At 54.1% G+C, this 15945-nt stretch carries 20 protein-coding genes and 1 pseudogene; 11 read left to right on the top strand and 10 right to left on the bottom strand.

The genetic code is table 11. The features are described 5' to 3' along the window. Positions 1-178: 178 nt before the first annotated feature. Complete coding sequence (locus MHFGQ_RS11495; RefSeq protein ID WP_146127123.1) at positions 179-439, bottom strand: hypothetical protein; 261 nt, start codon at positions 437-439, stop codon at positions 179-181. 467 nt (positions 440-906) lie between these two features. Here MHFGQ_RS11495 and MHFGQ_RS11490 point away from each other — a divergent pair, with 467 nt between their 5' ends. From MHFGQ_RS11490 to MHFGQ_RS11440, 11 genes are all read left to right on the top strand, one after another. Next, positions 907-1302, top strand: coding sequence for a hypothetical protein (locus MHFGQ_RS11490; RefSeq protein WP_106004831.1), 396 nt, complete (start codon positions 907-909; stop codon positions 1300-1302). After that, entirely contained in the window at positions 1299-1655 is a 357-nt protein-coding gene (locus MHFGQ_RS11485) for a hypothetical protein (RefSeq protein ID WP_106004832.1), read from the top strand. Before MHFGQ_RS11490 ends, MHFGQ_RS11485 begins: the two co-directional genes overlap by 4 nt. A 118-nt stretch (positions 1656-1773) precedes the next feature. Next, positions 1774-2196 (top strand): hypothetical protein, encoded by a 423-nt coding sequence (locus MHFGQ_RS11480; RefSeq protein ID WP_106004833.1) that lies wholly within the window; start codon positions 1774-1776, stop codon positions 2194-2196. Positions 2197-2215: 19 nt separating this feature from the next. Next, complete coding sequence (locus MHFGQ_RS11475; protein ID WP_106004834.1) at positions 2216-2416, top strand: hypothetical protein; 201 nt, start codon at positions 2216-2218, stop codon at positions 2414-2416. 71 nt (positions 2417-2487) lie between these two features. After that, positions 2488-2763, top strand: a complete 276-nt coding sequence (locus tag MHFGQ_RS11470) for a BrnT family toxin (protein WP_106004835.1) — start codon at positions 2488-2490, stop codon at positions 2761-2763. Between the two features lie 4 nt (positions 2764-2767). Then, positions 2768-3070 (top strand): CopG family antitoxin, encoded by a 303-nt coding sequence (locus MHFGQ_RS11465; protein WP_106004836.1) that lies wholly within the window; start codon positions 2768-2770, stop codon positions 3068-3070. 4 nt (positions 3071-3074) lie between these two features. Continuing rightward, on the top strand, positions 3075-3365 hold the full coding sequence (locus tag MHFGQ_RS11460) for a DUF2442 domain-containing protein (protein WP_170066189.1): 291 nt from the start codon (positions 3075-3077) through the stop codon (positions 3363-3365). 113 nt (positions 3366-3478) lie between these two features. Then, positions 3479-3760, top strand: coding sequence for a hypothetical protein (locus MHFGQ_RS11455; RefSeq protein WP_106004837.1), 282 nt, complete (start codon positions 3479-3481; stop codon positions 3758-3760). A 390-nt stretch (positions 3761-4150) separates the two neighbouring features. After that, positions 4151-4339: a DUF433 domain-containing protein gene (locus MHFGQ_RS11450; protein WP_425463827.1), complete on the top strand. Its 189-nt coding sequence runs from the start codon at positions 4151-4153 to the stop codon at positions 4337-4339. Continuing rightward, complete coding sequence (locus MHFGQ_RS11445; RefSeq protein ID WP_245907798.1) at positions 4332-4685, top strand: DUF5615 family PIN-like protein; 354 nt, start codon at positions 4332-4334, stop codon at positions 4683-4685. Before MHFGQ_RS11450 ends, MHFGQ_RS11445 begins: the two co-directional genes overlap by 8 nt. Before the next feature lie 243 nt (positions 4686-4928). After that, positions 4929-5168, top strand: a complete 240-nt coding sequence (locus tag MHFGQ_RS11440; RefSeq protein WP_106004840.1) for a hypothetical protein — start codon at positions 4929-4931, stop codon at positions 5166-5168. Positions 5169-5420: 252 nt separating this feature from the next. Here MHFGQ_RS11440 and MHFGQ_RS11435 read toward each other — a convergent pair whose 3' ends face one another. From MHFGQ_RS11435 to MHFGQ_RS11390, 9 genes and pseudogenes are all read right to left on the bottom strand, one after another. After that, positions 5421-5717 carry a hypothetical protein gene (locus MHFGQ_RS11435; RefSeq protein WP_106004841.1) on the bottom strand — a complete coding sequence of 99 codons (297 nt, stop codon included), beginning with the start codon at positions 5715-5717 and terminating at the stop codon, positions 5421-5423. A gap of 528 nt (positions 5718-6245) precedes the next feature. Next, complete coding sequence (locus tag MHFGQ_RS11430; RefSeq protein WP_146127124.1) at positions 6246-7637, bottom strand: HEPN domain-containing protein; 1392 nt, start codon at positions 7635-7637, stop codon at positions 6246-6248. Positions 7638-7647: 10 nt separating this feature from the next. Then, positions 7648-8031 (bottom strand): Ada metal-binding domain-containing protein, encoded by a 384-nt coding sequence (locus MHFGQ_RS14005; RefSeq protein ID WP_425463814.1) that lies wholly within the window; start codon positions 8029-8031, stop codon positions 7648-7650. A gap of 72 nt (positions 8032-8103) precedes the next feature. Continuing rightward, positions 8104-8286, bottom strand: a complete 183-nt coding sequence (locus MHFGQ_RS11415; RefSeq protein WP_211292856.1) for a thermonuclease family protein — start codon at positions 8284-8286, stop codon at positions 8104-8106. Positions 8287-8647: 361 nt separating this feature from the next. Beyond that, the gene (locus tag MHFGQ_RS11410) at positions 8648-9904 is read right to left on the bottom strand and encodes a restriction endonuclease subunit S (RefSeq protein ID WP_106004843.1); all 1257 of its coding nucleotides are present in this window, start codon (positions 9902-9904) and stop codon (positions 8648-8650) included. After that, entirely contained in the window at positions 9882-11390 is a 1509-nt protein-coding gene (locus MHFGQ_RS11405) for a type I restriction-modification system subunit M (RefSeq protein ID WP_106004844.1), read from the bottom strand. Before MHFGQ_RS11405 ends, MHFGQ_RS11410 begins: the two co-directional genes overlap by 23 nt. After that, positions 11387-13150 carry a GmrSD restriction endonuclease domain-containing protein gene (locus MHFGQ_RS11400; RefSeq protein WP_106004845.1) on the bottom strand — a complete coding sequence of 588 codons (1764 nt, stop codon included), beginning with the start codon at positions 13148-13150 and terminating at the stop codon, positions 11387-11389. Before MHFGQ_RS11400 ends, MHFGQ_RS11405 begins: the two co-directional genes overlap by 4 nt. After that, positions 13147-14670: pseudogene (locus MHFGQ_RS11395) on the bottom strand (type I restriction-modification enzyme R subunit C-terminal domain-containing protein); the annotation flags it as partial. The gene MHFGQ_RS11400 and the pseudogene MHFGQ_RS11395, both read right to left, overlap by 4 nt. A 131-nt stretch (positions 14671-14801) precedes the next feature. After that, a protein-coding gene (locus MHFGQ_RS11390; RefSeq protein ID WP_106004846.1) for an IS3 family transposase occupies positions 14802-15927 on the bottom strand; the annotation gives its coding sequence in 2 pieces (ribosomal slippage) (positions 14802-15659 and positions 15661-15927; 1125 coding nt in all). Between the last annotated feature and the right edge of the window lie 18 nt (positions 15928-15945).

Raw genomic sequence — 15945 nt, 5'->3', positions numbered from 1 at the left:
CCGAAACGATCCGTCAGGCTGTTGGAGATAAACCCATACGAACCGAAGGCCGGAAACACGGCCAAGATCCAGAAGAATGGTTACGGGCCAGTGTACCGGCACTGTATGGTCCAGCATCAGGTGAGCCATGGGTAAAATATGTACTCCGTGTTCTTACAAAGGAATTACCAAATATTGCTTAAATTAGGTTATATTTCTTTATACCTATCTGTGTAGGGGCTCCTACTGAATCTTGACACGCACGCATGCCGAAGAGAATGGCCGCTGGGTTGCCCGCCAGGGCGATATTTACATCGTCGAACTGCAGGCTGGGCAAAATAACCTGGATGACCTTCCGGACAACCACAGTTTTGACTCTGAAACCAGGACGTTCTACCACAAAAAGCACGCCCCGGTGGCTGTACCTCCCGGCGTAAAAGCCGTGAGAGTCTACAGGCAAACGCAGATTCACCCGCTGGGTGGCAGGGACTACGCTGATTGAGAGATAAAACAAATCAAGAGAGCCCGGCTTCGGGAATAACGCCCTGAGCCGGGCTTTTTGGTTGACTGACCGATACGATAACAGCGGGCCATCTTCCCCCGGCCCGCGCCCCGAAATCTCCTCTGGGAAGGAGGCGAAGGAGGCGCGGGACAGGGGGAGCCCGCGCCTGAGAGCATGACGCCGCTGGTCGGACTCGTGCCGGCGGCCCTGGCGGCCGCCCTGGCCCGGCTCGGCCTCTGGCTGGCCCTGTCCGGGCGCGGGAAAACTTAGTTGGGCCGTTAAACACCAGGATTCCCGGCGCGGTCCTTCCGGCGGCCGCGTTGAGGGCGCAGGGGCTGCGAGGCGGCCCCGCAGATCATCACTCCGAATGGAGGTGATCGCGCGGGGCTGCCCCAGCCGGAGAGGCGCCGGCCCCGCGCCTTGCGATGAGAGTTAACGCTGTAAGCGTAAACGTGGAAGCACAGGGCCGGGAGCGGCCCTGGTTCGAAGAGCTGGCGGCCGTCTTTGCGGCCGTGCGGGGGGCCGCGGGAAAGGCCTGCTCGGCCGCCTGGAGGTTCGCCTGGTACGGCTCCCCGGCCAGGATGGCGTGGGCGGAACGGCAGGCGGCAGGTTTCGGCAGTGAGGCCGACAGGACGCTCGCCTTACTGCTCCTTTCGGCCGCATTGGCGGCCCTGTCGCTCGCCGCGGCTGCGACGGCGGCCGTTTTCGGCGGCCTCTGGCTTCTGGCCTGGGCGGCCGAGCGGCTGGCCGGGCGGCTGGCCGCCGGAAAGGACGCCGGCGGGGCCGTGCGCGGCTCCCCGAAAGCGGGGGAGGCCGCATGACCCGCATCCCGGTCGGCAGAATTTACCATGAACCGCTTTCCCGGTTCGGGCGGACGATAGCGGACGGAGACGTCTATATTGTCCCTCCGTGGAAGGCGAGGGAGATAATCCGCCAACAAAGCCGCGCCGGGCTGGAACGCCTGGTGCGGGCCATCGAGTGCGACATCGACGAGCTGACCTGGGACCTGGAGGCCATTTCCGACCCGGAAAAGGCCGCCCGCGTCCGGCGAGCTATCGCTGATTTACAGGCCGCCCTGAGTTTTGCCGAAGAGAGGCTGGCCCGGTGGGAGCGGCTGGGCAACAGGGGCAAGGTGGCCGTGCTGGGCGGCAGCAAGCCTACCGCGGTTTCCTGACGGCTCGCTTTCGCCCATCGTTCCTGCGAAGGCCGCCGAGGGCTTTCGCCAGGGAGCGCGAAACCGGCGGGCCGCTGGGGCCCGCCGTTATACAAGCAAATGAAAGGAGAGACCGCAAATGTTCGATAAACTCGCCGAGAGACTGAGCCAGTCGGAGACCGGCCTGGCCGCCTTGACGAACCTGCTCGCGGCCATGGTCCAGGCCGGGCGGGACACCGCAGCCCTGGAGGCGGCAATCGCGAGGGCACTGGGCGTGGGGCCTGGAGAAGCGTCCCAGCCTGACAGGCAGGCCCAGCCGGCTCAACCCGCCCAGGGCGACGACGGTTTGGAAACCGGAATATTCCACGTCCTGGAGGTCCGGGAGAGCAGGCCCGGCGTCGTCAGGGCTTATTGTCAGGCTGAGGACGGCGGCAAGCAGGCCGTCTTCGCCAAGAACGGCAATTCCCGGGCACTGGCCGGGGCGGTCGGCAGACAGGTGACGGTCAAATACCGGAGGGGAGATAAGGGCTTGATCGCCGTGGAAGTGCGCCCGGTCGCCTGACCGGGCCGTTTTTTTTGTATTGACGGTCCTGGAGGCCAGGCCGGGCAGCTCGCCCGGCACCGTCAGGGCCTGGTGCGAAGGGGCGGAAGGGAAGGTGGTCGTCTACGGGAAGAACGGTGCCGGTGAGGCCCTCGCCGGGGCCGTAGGTAAGAAGGTCCAAGTTAGGTACCGCCACGGAAACAAAGGGTTAATTGCCGTAGAAGTCAGACCGGTTTTGTAGTTGACAAGGCCAAACAGGAGCGGATTGACATCGGCACGACGGAAAGACTATACTAAAAGAGGGTGCGGCGAGTGCTAAAGATAAAGGGCTTTAAGTGGGATGCATGGAATATTGGTCATATTGCCAAACATGGAGTGCGACCCGAGGAAGCCGAAGAAGTGTTTTTTAATGAGCCACTTTTCCGGAGGGGCCGCGGCGGAACTTACACGGCGCTTGGCCCTACGGACGACGGGCGGCTGCTGACGGTAATATACGCCGTCAGGCCGGGCGGTGAGGTCTACGTGGTGACGGCCCGTGATATGGACCGCAAGGAAAGGCGGCTCTACCGCCGCGAAAGGAGGCACTGAGGCAGTGAAGAGAGAAAAGACATTGCCGGAATTCAAGAATGAACAGGAGATGGCCGAATTCTGGGATAACCACAGCGTGGCGGACTACTGGGACCAGCTTGAGCCGGAAGAGGTCGAGCTGGCCCCGGAGCTGGCGGCAAAGGCTGCTGAGCGGCAGAAGACCAAACGCATTACCTTACGCTTGCGGGTTTCTCAGATTGAAACGGCTAAAGAAATTGCGAGGAAGAAGGACATCCCCTATCAGACCCTCATGCGGTCGTGGATCGCTCAGGGGATAAAGCGTGAGCTGGCCGGAGGGGAGAGGTAGGCGGATGCCCGGCGAAAGTATTAAGAGCATGGGCTATGAGGTCCGCGGCGCGTATCCCGTTGGGAACCACCATCTGATCCTGGAATTCGAAACCGGGGAGTACCGGGTGGTGGACATCCGCCCCTTTATAAAGGGGTCGGTGTTCGAACCCCTGAAAGACCCGGCGTTTTTCAGGCAGGTGAAGGCGGACCCCGAATCGAGGATGGTAGTATGGCCCAACGGGGCGGACATTTGCCCGGACGTGCTGTACGCCGAGAGCGTCCCGCTCGAGCTGCCGAAAGAAATTGGCGCGTAGAGCAAAAGGACGAGCGACCTTTCGTGGGCGGCCTGTCTTCCCAGGCCGTTCTTCGTTTATACGGGCCAACGACCGGCCCGCCAGGACCGTTCTACAAAAGGGAGGAGCTAAAGTTGACCGGCGAAAAAAGTCAGCCAGCCAAAAAAAACCTGACCGTCGAGGAAGTCTTCAGGAGGGCCGAGCTGGAGCGCCGCGTCCAGGAGCTGGTGGAAAAGGCCGTCCGGGACAGGATCTCCATGGTGGCGGCCGCGAAAGCGGAAGGTAGAGCAGAAGGTATGATGGAGGCAAAGCAGGAAGCCGTCCTCTGGTACCTGAAGAAGAGGTTTGGCGGCGTCGCCTGTGGGGACAAGATACGGCAGGTAAAGGACGCCGAAACCCCTCGACAGGCTCTTTGACAGTTTGCTTGACGCCGGAACCCCGGAAGAAGCCGAGGAAGTCATATCCCGCGTGTTGCCGCAATAGCGGCTCGCGGTTTAAAGGGATAGACTGCCGAATTTCCTGAGCGGAAAGCGGGGCCGGCACTTAAATGTTTTCTGGGAGTGCTGGAAAAGATATGTCTTTGCCGGATATAATATTGGCAGAAGTGAATCAGGACTCAGTCATAGAAGGCCGCAACCAGCGAAACGTGGCTATTGTAAATCGATTTGCAGAGGCTTGCTCCGAAATACCGGCTCAAAGCTGGCTGTTGAGCACTTCTTAACTATCACCAGCAAAGCAAGATGTTTGTCAAAGGGGGAAAGCGTACAGTGGCAGATGGTTTAATTAAATCCGATCCCAAGGTCCTCATGGGGAAACCCGTGATTGCCGGGTCCAGGATACCCGTAGAGCTTATTCTTGAGAAGCTTGCGGCTGGCGAGACGGTGGAACAAATTATGCAGGCCTACCCGCGCCTCACTGAAGAGGGAATCCGGGCAGCTCTGGCATTCGCCGCAAAAGCTATTCGGGCTGATGTAATTTATCCGGTGCATGGCTGATGAGAACGTAGACCGCGAGATTGTTGTTGAGCTTAGAAAGCGCGGATACCAGGTCACCTATGTGGCAGAGATGGACCAAGGTATCTTAGACGACACACTTTTGGATTTGGCCAATAAAGAGAAGGCAATACTGATAACAGCGGACAAGGACTTTGGGGAAATTGTCTTCAGACAGCAACGCGTGACTGAGGGTGTTGTCTTAGTGAGACTTTCCGGCCTGCCGCAAGAGGTTAAGGCCAGGTTGGTGGTTTTATCTATTGAGAAGCACCTTGCGGAAATTACAGGTGCCTTTACCGTGATTACCCGTAACCACATCCGCATTAGAAAGATAAAGCCTGCCCTGTGACTGTGACAGGGGCGCTGCGAATTAAATCCCCAAAACCTAGGCAACCTTGCGGGCCAGAGATATTGCGCATACTACTATGTGATAAATTTACCACGCCTCGAAGCCCACAGACTCCTTGTTGGGTGTGTTGTGCTGAGAGGCCCAGGGTATCACTTTAATAGGGAAGGTCCGCGTGCTTAAGAAAGGAAACAATTATCCTCAGCCCTTACTGGTGTGCCGCAATTAATGGCGGGAGGGATAACGGTGGCTACGGTAGAGGAAATCCTTGACGAAATCAGGCGTCACAGCAGGGAGGAGAGGGAAGTACTCTTCCGCACATTAGAGTATGAAAGGGCGAAAGGGGGGGTGCAGGGCGGTTCAAGAAGGCAGCCGGTTCCTGGGCTGACTTTGACGCCGACAGCTTCGTGGCGGAAGTCTATGCGCGGCGGCGCGGAGGGGAGAGGGCGGTACCAGAGTGGTAGTCCATGCATAATACTTAGTTGATACCTTTTTGTTTCACGGTAGTCCCTGTTTATTTTATCACTACCAGCCTTCCAAGGTGTTGCAATTCGACGTCCTTCGTTAGGTTCCGTAGATAAAGAAAACTTTAGGACTACACCTCGGTTTCTAGTTTTGCTTTGTCTACCTGTCAATTACCGCCGACACGAAATATCTTTTCATGTGCTTTTTTATAAACCTTGCCTGCCAAACGGGATGTAAGAATTTTGGCTGTAAATACTCCGATGCCACATGGTGTTACTGCAATAAAATTAACGCAAAGTACCAGGATATTTTCAGAGTAAATTGAGACTCCGACATGTACCAAGCACAAAGATTGAAGAAAAAACCGATGATCAAAAAAATCGCGCCCACTTTTGCCTCTGCTACCTGTCGACAGCGTTCTCGAAGGACATAAGGATTATAACCCCAGCATTGAGTTGCACCCTCAGCTATCTGCCATGATCTAGCAGTAATAAAACTTTGGGCGATCCACCACGCACCAATCAGGTCGATAGAACATCCGATGCTTCCCAAAATAGTTGCAAGTTTCACGATTGACCAACCCTCCGTGAAAAAATGCGAGACAAATTGGCTTTTATAAAACCCATAGCTAAACTACCAGAGCCAAATCGCTTGGCATTGTGTGCGTTGCGCGGGGTTATGATCACATTGGGAATGATTTTGGCGTCAATATAAAAATCCACATTTATGGTCATTTTTGAATTCCTAAATATGGTAAGAATAAGTCGCCAAAATAGTCAGATTAATTCCCCAATTAATAGTCATATAACCTCCGCATTTATAGTAATCTTTCTGTCCCTCTTTTGTTGCATATGGCCCTCCCTCAGCGGTAGCCTGAGAAGAAATACAGCATGAGGCAGTAAATGAGGAAGGAAAACAAGAGGAGCAGAAGTTTGTAGATACGGAACACCAAATAATTGCCGCCCTTTCACCTTGTTCTCAGCCTATGCTTTGCTTTTTAGAGGTCTGATACTCCGAATTGAACGCACGCTGCTAATATTATTGATGTTTCAATTGCACTAATCCAGCTTACGAGGACCTGCTGCATCGAGCCAAGTGCTATTTTGTTAGGGTCTCCAAGAGCTTTTCCTCAAGCTGATCTGGCATATAGTTTCTCGGCTGCTGGAGGATCTTCCGCAGTATTCGGCGCAAAATCTCTTCAGTTGTGAGAGCAATTTCCGTAAGTTGGGGGTCATCCGGGCTGTAGTCCCCGTGTACAATTCTTGAACGCATTTCGTAAGACATCTTGAGTTTCTGATACACTTCCTTTTCCTCCATAAATATTGCTCCACGGAGCGCCAACCGGAAAGATAACTCCTGTCGACTGGAAGGCGAAAAGAGACCCTCAAGCGCTATCCAATGTGCTATGAGCTTCCACTCGGCAGAAACCTGGTCTAAACCTTCGCTCCATTTGCGCAATGCTAGCTCTACTCGTTGTTTGCTACGGTTGTCGGAGAAGGCAATCTTTGCCCGGTCTCTCTCCAGAAGAGTTTCCGATATGCAATGATATAACTCTTTAAGCTCGGTGTACTTTTCTTGGTCCACTATGTGAAGCAAGCGAGGGGGTGGGACAACCCGCTGCTCGAGGGAGTAACTTTGCTGCTCTCCAAGAAGTACTTTTCCTAAGATCCCTTGCCCCCTTTCAATTTGGAACGGCACGAAGATGCGGTCCCCGAAAAGCAATCTCAAGGCGATAACCACACATTCTATTCTCTTTTTGTCTTTTTCTGGAAAGCAAAGTTGTTGTTTAAATATCTCCATGTCCTTTTTCATTTCTACCACGGTAGTGAAAAAAGAAGGAAGAAAAGGAGGATATTCAAGAAACTCTTCTATTTCTTCCAAACTAAGCGATCTTACCTGGAGATCACTCTCTAATTGAAGACAACAGTCGCTACAATTAGGGGAGACATGGATTCCTACCACCGGGCACTGCAAAATCTTGCTACAGTAGGGGAGACGCCGTAATTCCTCCTCTACCTTATCGCAGATACGGTTGAAGGTTTCCTGCTGAAAATCAAAACTGTTGGTTTCCGCAAAGTAGGCCTCAATAATTGGCCTGATCTTGGGAAATACCATCGTACGGTTCCCGGAAATCAAATCCCCCGTAGCACTAGTCAGAAAGGCTTGTGAAAGCCTTTCGGATCGCGTGATTATCTCCATTATATTGCCAAACGTTTCTTTCTCCCACGCCCTTAAACCAACCATCAAGGTATCAAGAGCACGGAGATCAGGCTTCGGCTTGATACCGATAGGCTGAATACTTGGTATTCCGTCTCTAACTTCTACCTGGTACTTTCCCGACGGCCTTTGGGGAAAAGAAATGTCTCTTTCCTGGACAAATTCGCATATCTCCACCAAGAATCGCTTCAAGGCTTCACGAAATTCCTTTATCACCCTGGCCTCACCTCTGAAACCCTCTTCAGATTCTTTGAGGCTTCTATGCCTGGGCATGCCACCACAATTATGGCCTGCACACCCTGCACGGCCTGTACCCGGCGCTCAGGGCCTCCTCCCTGCTCCCGAACTCCACCCGGTTCTGCGGTGCTATCTTCTGCGCCCACTCGCACGTGGGCAGGTGGAAAATTTTCGACCGCGCGTTGCCTATGTAGTGGGTGCCGCTGGCCTGCTTTCCGGCCCCGCCGCCCGGCGCCGGGACGGGTGCTGCTCCCCACAGCCCCTTGCCCTGCTCCCTGGCCTCCCGCTGGAACTTCACGAACATACCGGCATACTTCACGTTGGGGGCGACGGTCATGACCTGGGCGTAGCCGTCCAGCAGGAGCCGGGCGTTGAACATCTTGGCGCGCACTTCCTCCTCGGAACCGGAGGAGGGCTGTTCCAGCCACACGTAGGCCAGCAGGCGGCCGTAGTTGTCCCTCTCCTGGACGTCGAGCTCAAGCCAGACCTTCTTTCCCGTGAGCTACCTTTCGGTGTAGGCCTTCGCCTCTCTGCCGTAGGGCTCCTCTTTTATGCCCAGGTCGGGGTGGCTTATCTCCGGGCAGTTGACGCCGATCATCCGCACCCGCTCGTCCCGGCCGTTGAGGTTCACGTGGACGGTGTCACCGTCGGAAATGGAGGTGACGGTGGCCTGGATCGCACGCACGGCGGCTAGGGCCGATGTTGGTGACGGTTGCTGCGTCTGGGCGGGGGACTGAACGGCGAGCTGCTCCTGGGCCGCCTGCCCCTTGTCCGGTGCGGCTTGGGGTGGCGCTCCCGACGCGCAGCCCGAGAGCAACGCCAGGGCAAAGGCCAGCAGGGTGGCGGCTAGGCTGGTGAACTTTAGCCGGGTTATGTTGCTACGCAAGTTTACTCACCCTTTTTTCGCACCAGGTAAACTTGCAGTAGTGTCGGAACAGTAGGGCATAGTTCGGTATTTTGGCTCCTGAAATTTGTTAATGTACTTTCTGTCCAGAAGCTCATAGGTTAACAGAAGGGGCTAGTGGTAGATTACCCATAGACGATTATTACAACTCTCCTCTGAATGCTTTGTCCAAAATCGCCTGCTTTAGGCGCTGAAATTCGGCCTCGGTTTTAGCTTGGACACGCTTAAGCATCGTTACCTGCTTTTGAACTTGGGCTAGATAGGCCACGATCCGGCGCTGTTCGTCAAGGGGCGGGAGGGGGATAAGGGTATTGTAAACATCATTATCGGTTACCGCCGGGTAACTAGCTCCGCGCATTTTACCAGCGGTAAGCTGGTCAGTTACGAAATCAGAGCGGCACAAGTGAAACAAAAACTCTGGTTCAGCAAATTCCCGATTTGCACGGATTACGCAGAAGCCCGTCGAACAAATTTGTCCGTCCAAATCAAAGGATACTAGAGCGATGTTTTTGAGATAAGGACGGGTGGTAGCAAAAATTACGTCACCGGTTCGGATTACCTTACGTGCTCGGCTAGGTGCATCCTGCCCTAAAATCACTTTCGGCAGCGTTATTTTACCTATGGTATTGTCTATAGCAGAAATGTCAACGTATACAAAGCAGGTTGAAGGGTTCTTGGTAGGATCCCGCCTTTCGGTAGGAAGACACACCTCCCCCAGCCTTACCCACCGCCAGCCATGCGGAAGAGCCGACCCAGGACGGGGGAAAACTTCGGCCAGAGCTGCCTGCATGAGGCGCTCGGCGTCTTTTTGGGCTTCAGTTCGCAGTCGGCGCGCCTCCCGCACCCGCGCCATCAGGGCTTCCACTTTTGCTACGATGCGCTGCTGCTCGTCAAGGGGCGGGAGGGGGATGAGTGTTTCTTCAAGCATCTTTGTATTGTATCCCGCCTGCCCAATCCATTTATTACATTTCTGGGCGAAAAAACCCCTTTGCCATAAAACCCTCATAACAAGAGCAAGCCACTCTCCAGCGCAAATTTCGCGCCTTGTACGAATAAGCGTGATGTGGTTAGAAAAAGCAGCCTTCATAGGCTGAGTCACTAAAGCAGTTTTCCCAACAAGCTCAACGCTATTGGTATTATTGAAAAGCACATCACTTGGCTCTAAAAGTACATCTTCTTCACGGATAGAATCCATAGGAATAAAGAACTTTTGCGTAAGATCCAATGTTCCGTCCGTACCGATATTGTATGGCCTTAGGTGAAGTAGGTCACCCCCGGTAACGTCTCTTTTACGATGGGCGAACCCAGATCGAATCTGAGTAGCAACCTCCCCCAGCCTCACCCACCGCCAGCCTTCGGGTAGCTCGTAAGGGCCGTCAGACACGGCACTCCCCTCCATTCCGGTCGTTGCTCAACAGTTCATTCAGTTCTTCCACAATGCCTAAAATCTCGCGCTCCTTCTCCAAAAGCCTTGCCACAATCTCCATTGGTGACGGCAACTCCTCCCCTTCTGGGCGGTTCGGGTTACGGGCGGTGAGGTCATAGCCACGCTGCTTAATCTCCTCTACTGGCACAATCCACGAACGCTCAGATAGGCAAGCCTCGCGGGGGCCCAAACCCTTGCGGTAGGCGTCCCAGGCCCGCCACAGCTGCCGTGCCTCATCAAAGTGCTCGTCCTGGATAGGGCTACCTTTGCTGAACTTCTTTAAACCCTCGGGCAGGGGTAACTCGTAGTACCAGATCTCCTTCGTCGGGCCCGGCCGCTCGAAGAAGATGAGTGCAGTCTTCACATCCGAATAAGGGGCAAAGGTGCCTGGTGGCAGGCTCACGATGGTATGTAAATTGAACTGCTCCAGGAGATCCCGTTTCACCTCGGCAAAAGCCCCGCCGCGAAAGAGCGTCCCCTCGGGCACGACCATACCGCAGCGGGCACCGTCCTGGGGCTTGAGCTTCTTCATGATGTGCTGGAGGAAGAGCAGCTCCGTGGCATTGGACTGGACGGGAAAGTTCTGCTGGATGTGCCGCCCCTCCGTTCCCCCGAAAGGCGGATTGGTTACCACCACGTCGAAGCGTTCGAAGATGTTCCGAACGTTTTCCTCGAGGGTATTCTTGCGCGTAACCCGCGGCACAGCCACTCCGTGCAGGACCATGTTTACCATTCCCAGGAACGCCGGAACGGGCTTTTTCTCCTGCCCGAAAAAGGTGCGTTCCTGCAAGGTGAGGTGGTCCTCTATAGTTCGTTCCTTCTTCTTCATTCGGAGGTAGGCCTCAACCAGGAAGCCGCAAGTCCCGCAGGCCGGGTCGTAGACCGTCTCCCCTATCTGGGGATCCACCAGCTCGACAACGAACCGCACCACGGGGCGGGGGGTGTAAAACTCTCCCGCGAGGCGGTTTTCATTCCCCAGGCGGCGCAAGAGGTCCTCGTACACCTGGGAAACGGTGAAGATGTCGTCTTGGCTGTGGAAGTTGATCTCGTTCACGATCTGGATAACATCCTTGAAGTTGTAGCCCGAAGCGCAGACAATAACGTTGCGCTCGGCAAAAAGGCTCCTAATGGTCTCGCGTAAGGAGTCGCCACCCAGGCTCCGGAGGTAAGGGATGAGGCGGCCGTGCACGAAGGCTAAGAGGTCGTCAGCAGGCAAGTCCCTCGTCGCCCAGTTGCGCCACCGGTACTCCGGGTCGAGGACCGGAACGTAAGGACGCCCGTCCAGTTCGGCCTGGGCTTCCCGCTCCTCCTCCTGGGCATCCAGAAAACGCAAGAAGAGGAGCCACGCGAGGTGTTCTACGTACTCCATGATGCCGGTGCAGTTGTTATCGCGGCGCAGGATGTCACACGCCCGCCAGATTTCATTGGCGAGGACTTCGCGCGTCTGCGGGCCGTTCATGCTATACCCTCCCCAAGTTTTTGGAAACCTTGACGAATAACCTGTGCCATTCGTTTCCGCCTCTCTTCGAGGAATTCGGCATAGGCCATCGTTTCCCAGCCATCTGGTAAGGCATGCCAGAAATACATCTGCTTGATCTCTTCAGGTTCCCATCCCTTCTTAAGCAGGGGTATATATTCCGCAGGAGGTTTGTGTCCGATAACAAGTGTGTTATCGGCCCACTCCGCGATGGCCAAATTGGCAACTTGATTTACTTCGCGACGATCTTGAATCCCCAATTTGTCTAGATAGGCCTTAGGAAATAGGTGATGGCGATCTAAAGCAGCTTTTTTCGGTTTGATGTATGGGTCGAGGAGATCGGCAACCTTGTACTTGGAAAAGAAAGCTTTTGCATCTAAAAGCACTAAGGAGGCAACGTAAGCAAGGAAAGCCGGACTGCGGGGAGCTGCGGTCGCCAGTTTGTCTGGCAAGGTAATGTTCCAGAAATCCGCGGTGAACTCGTTGTCAATTTTCCGGCGCAAGTGCGTAGTAAAGTCTTGGGCTGTAGATAGGCCACGCAGGTCAGCGAGATCTTGTTCCATCCGTGTTTCGGGCGAATCAGTGTATCGTCCGGTAAGGCTCACCATAAAAAACCATTGTGCGATTATGTTCCGCAGATCAGGAAGAGGTACCTGAAAATCACGTTTGCCTATAAGGTACAAAGCATAAGTGTAAAGCAAGGCATATTCGGAAGAAATTAGGTCTTTCCTTCGATAACCCGCCTGGCGGACCAATTTAATGAACTCATGCCAGTTGGTCAGATCCAGGGTAAAATCTTGCGCTTGCTGTAAAATCTGGAATTGTTCATCGCGTTTCTCTGGGGAAAACTCGCGGGTCTGGAGGTCCTTGCCGCGTAAAATGGTATATGCATCCGAAAGTCTTGCACGCCTAAAGCCTAAGGCAATGCCTACCCGAAGCAAGCGATCAGGAGCAGGCTGGAACAAAGGGTTATAGGGAGATGGCCTGCCATCAGACTCCACCTTACGAGCTTGCTCACAAAATCTTTCGAGCGCTTTCCGGCCATCCTCCCAAAATACCGACATCAGCGTCAAAATGAAGTTCGCCTGGTTGAGAGGCGTGCCTTTGCTGTTGATACGCACAAAAATCTCCGCAACACTTTCCTCATCCAGATTAGAAGAGAGTTCAAGAGCAACCAACGGAAAGTGTAATAAATTCTTCAAGCGGTCAATTGCCGCATCCAGACGGTCTTCCTCTTCTTCGGGAATCGCTTTTTCTCGGCGCAGGCGTTCGAAGAACTCTCTCACTACGCGCTTGCTTTCCGGCGACCAGAGGAGGCTAATGTCCGCAATCCATTCCGGATCACGCTCAATCGCCGCATTCGTTACTTCAAATTTGCCATCTTTCGGTCTGAAGGCCATCTTTATCCGCCGCCGCTCGCCGTTTTTGTCTAAGACCTCGTGCCCCTTTATAACTGCGTAAAGGGAGGTAACGCGCTGTTGACCATCAACAACTAGAAGTCTTGGGACCTTTTGTCCGGTAATCAGCGAAATAGAGCGCCCATGATCCGGCAAACCGTTCTCCCAGAAAAGGAGGTAGCCAATGGGATATCCGCGATAGAGCGAATCGAATAAGTCGCGCACCTTTACGTATGGCCAGACAAACGGTCTCTGAATCTCCGGCAGCCCGATATCTCCCTGCTCGACGTAAGCGATTAAATTCCCCAGCGTGTAGTCCACTTTTTTGAAAACCATCTCGCTCATACAGCCACTTCCTCCGGATAAATTTTCTGCTGCATCGTGAGCAGGGTGGAACGCAAGCGCTCAGTTCCGCCAAACCAGCGGCTGATAGTAAAGGCCCCACCCCATTCCCGGAAGGGCGAGACACTGAAAACCTCGGGTTGCAATTGCTCAATGCCGCCGGCACGGTATTTTTCCAAAAGCTCGAGGATGACCCGGCGAGCATTTTCCCCAAAGGCTTGAATGAAGGCTTGCTCCCGGTTGCGAAAAGCGCTGGCCCGCTCGCTGCGCGTGCGAATGGGAACACCAAAGGCCAGGTGAGCGAGGAGATCGAAGGTGTCCGCTTCGGATTGATCCATGATCTCTGCTAACACTTCAGGGTGGATGCTTTGGCGGCGCAAATCCTCCAGGAAAGCGCGGCGCCTGGGTGGATCCACCCAAATCGCCCGCAGGGTCTTGAGGGTGGGAGCAGTTTGGGTAATGTGCCGCCGCGTGTAGTCCTTGTACTCGCTCAACGTCAACTGCTGCCCAGTCTCTTCGATGAGGAAGACCGCCTCATCGGCAATGGTAACTTCCAGCCCTTCTACACGGATCTTGCCAGCGCTTTTGGCTTGAGGCTTAAGCGGCACTTCTACGACGACCGTTTCATCGGCGAGAGTTTCAACGCGCAGTTCGCGAGGGGTAAAGCCCGGCGCGTTGCAAATTAAAGTGAGAGTGCCTACAGGCAAATTACTGAAGGTAAAGGTGCCATCTTTGTCTGTAAGGATCGGACCCTGCTGGGTGTTGGGGCCGGTGCGCACCGCAACCCGTGCTCCGACGATGCGTTCTCCGGTCTGAGCGTGGAAGACGTAACCGGTCAAGGTGGCGGTGAATGGTCCAACAGGTGGCTGCGGCGGTGGCCCTGCAGGGCGGTCCCATTGGTCGAAGAGGCGCGTAGCCCCGGTAAAGTCAATGATCCGGAACCAGTATTTCTCCGTTGCTTGGTCAACGCGGCTGCCCCGTCCAATGATTTGCTTAAAAAGAATTGGCGAAGAAAGAGTCTTCATAAAAACGATGTTTTTGCAGGCGGGGATATCTACGCCGGTGGAGAGAAGTTCTGCTGTAGTGGCAACCACAGGTGTCTTTTTGTCAGAGTCCGCAAAATCCTCCAGCCAACGACGTGCCTGTTCGCCTTCCTCGGAAACAATGGGTACGGCATAGTTATCTAGTCCGGTTTCCGGGCCAAATTCATCCTGCAGGAGGCGCGCCACCAGCCGGGCATGCTCGGTGTCCACGCAAAAAACCATGGTTTTATCCATAGGACCGAAACGGCGCATGAGTTTGGCCAGGTGCTGGACCATGGCGCGGGTACGGTCCGGAAGGGTAATCTCGCGTTCGAACTGGGGGGTAGTATAAAACTCGCGTGGCTCAACTTCTGCGGGAATAAAAACCTCGGCTCCTTGCTCGATGGCGTCTTGCAGGTGCAAACCAGTTTTATCCACCGTGGTGCGGACGCGGTGGACCTTATAAGTGGCGAGGAAGCCGTCTTCGATGCCCCGCCCTATAAGGTGGACCCCTTTGTCAAGACACGATTTTTAAAATTTTAAGCGTGGAAAGATAAACCTAGTATAGTGAATAGTGGTATGGTATAGTTTATGAACAAATTTTTTAGATTCCATATTTGGCATAAAATGTATTAATTCTTTCCATAATAAACTTCTGCCGGCGTTTTATATCTTAAGGACTGGTGAGGCCGGCGGTAGTTGTAAAACTCTAGATATCGAGAGATACCCTGCCTGGCTTCCCGGGGACTTTGATATTCGTTGAGATAGACTTCTTCGTATTTCAGGCTCCGCCAAAGGCGTTCGGTGAAAATGTTGTCGGTAGCCCGGCCTTTGCCGTCCATGCTAATCCTTATGCCCGCTCCTTCCAGGAGCTTTATGTAGTCCGGGTCAGTAAACTGAGCTCCCTGGTCGCTATTCATTATCTCCGGCTTGGCCAGGGAAAAGGCTGCTTCCACTGCCCTAAGGACAAAGGTTGTTTCCAGGCACTGGTCCAGGGCCCAACTTACCACAAAGCGCGAGTACCAGTCCATGATGGCGACTAGGTACATCCATCCCCGGATTAGCCTGATGTAGGTGATGTCTATACCCCAGACCTGGTTGGGGTAACTAATAGAAAGGCTTCGCAGCAAGTAGGGATATACTCGATGCTCATGGTTTCTTTTGCTTAAGTTAGACTTAGGATAGATGGCGGCTATACCCATTTCTCGCATATGGCGCTGGACGGCTTTGCGGTTGACCTGGAATCCCTCCCTTCGAAGCTGGGCCGTAATGCGCCTGGAACCATAAAAGGGAAATTCGGTATATATTTCGTCAATGCGGTGTTTTATGGTTATTTCTTCTGGGGAAGGGGGCACTGGGTGGTAGTACAAGCTAGAGCGGTTTAGGCTTAAGAGCTCCGCTTGCTTCTTGATAGATAGTTCTGGATGACCCCACTCCACAAGAAGAATACGTTCGTCCCGGCTAAGCTCAGAGGCCACTCTTTTTTTTAAGCCAGGTCAGTTCTGTAGTTAAACGACCGACTTCCGCGTAGAGGTCTTGGATTTTTTTCTCGTATTCGGATTTCATGTTCTCCAGATTTTTCGTTTCATCGGTGAAGAGGGAAGGCAGTTTCTCTACTGCCGTATTTCTCCACCGGTTTAGGACAGAGGGGTGGATACCATATTCGGAGGCGATTTGGGCGATGGATTTTTCTTCCTTGAAAATTTCCAGTACGATTTTAGCCTTAAGCTCGGCTGGATAATGTTTCCTAGTACCCATGTTGACGCTTAGGACCCC

The sequence above is a fragment of the Moorella humiferrea genome (genome assembly GCF_039233145.1).
In the GTDB taxonomy this organism is placed as follows: domain Bacteria; phylum Bacillota; class DSM-521; order Neomoorellales; family Neomoorellaceae; genus Neomoorella; species Neomoorella humiferrea.
This window is presented reverse-complemented; position numbering and strand designations above follow the sequence as displayed.

Coding starts and splice junctions, on each gene's coding strand:
- MHFGQ_RS11490 (WP_106004831.1), top strand. CDS start 907: ATGAGAGTTAACGCTGTAAGCGTAAACGTGGAAGCACAGGGCCGGGAG.
- MHFGQ_RS11485 (WP_106004832.1), top strand. CDS start 1,299: ATGACCCGCATCCCGGTCGGCAGAATTTACCATGAACCGCTTTCCCGG.
- MHFGQ_RS11480 (WP_106004833.1), top strand. CDS start 1,774: ATGTTCGATAAACTCGCCGAGAGACTGAGCCAGTCGGAGACCGGCCTG.
- MHFGQ_RS11460 (WP_170066189.1), top strand. CDS start 3,075: ATGCCCGGCGAAAGTATTAAGAGCATGGGCTATGAGGTCCGCGGCGCG.
- MHFGQ_RS11450 (WP_425463827.1), top strand. CDS start 4,151: ATGGGGAAACCCGTGATTGCCGGGTCCAGGATACCCGTAGAGCTTATT.
- MHFGQ_RS11445 (WP_245907798.1), top strand. CDS start 4,332: ATGGCTGATGAGAACGTAGACCGCGAGATTGTTGTTGAGCTTAGAAAG.
- MHFGQ_RS11430 (WP_146127124.1), bottom strand. CDS start 7,637: ATGCCCAGGCATAGAAGCCTCAAAGAATCTGAAGAGGGTTTCAGAGGT.
- MHFGQ_RS11410 (WP_106004843.1), bottom strand. CDS start 9,904: ATGGAGGGGAGTGCCGTGTCTGACGGCCCTTACGAGCTACCCGAAGGC.
- MHFGQ_RS11405 (WP_106004844.1), bottom strand. CDS start 11,390: ATGAACGGCCCGCAGACGCGCGAAGTCCTCGCCAATGAAATCTGGCGG.
- MHFGQ_RS11400 (WP_106004845.1), bottom strand. CDS start 13,150: ATGAGCGAGATGGTTTTCAAAAAAGTGGACTACACGCTGGGGAATTTA.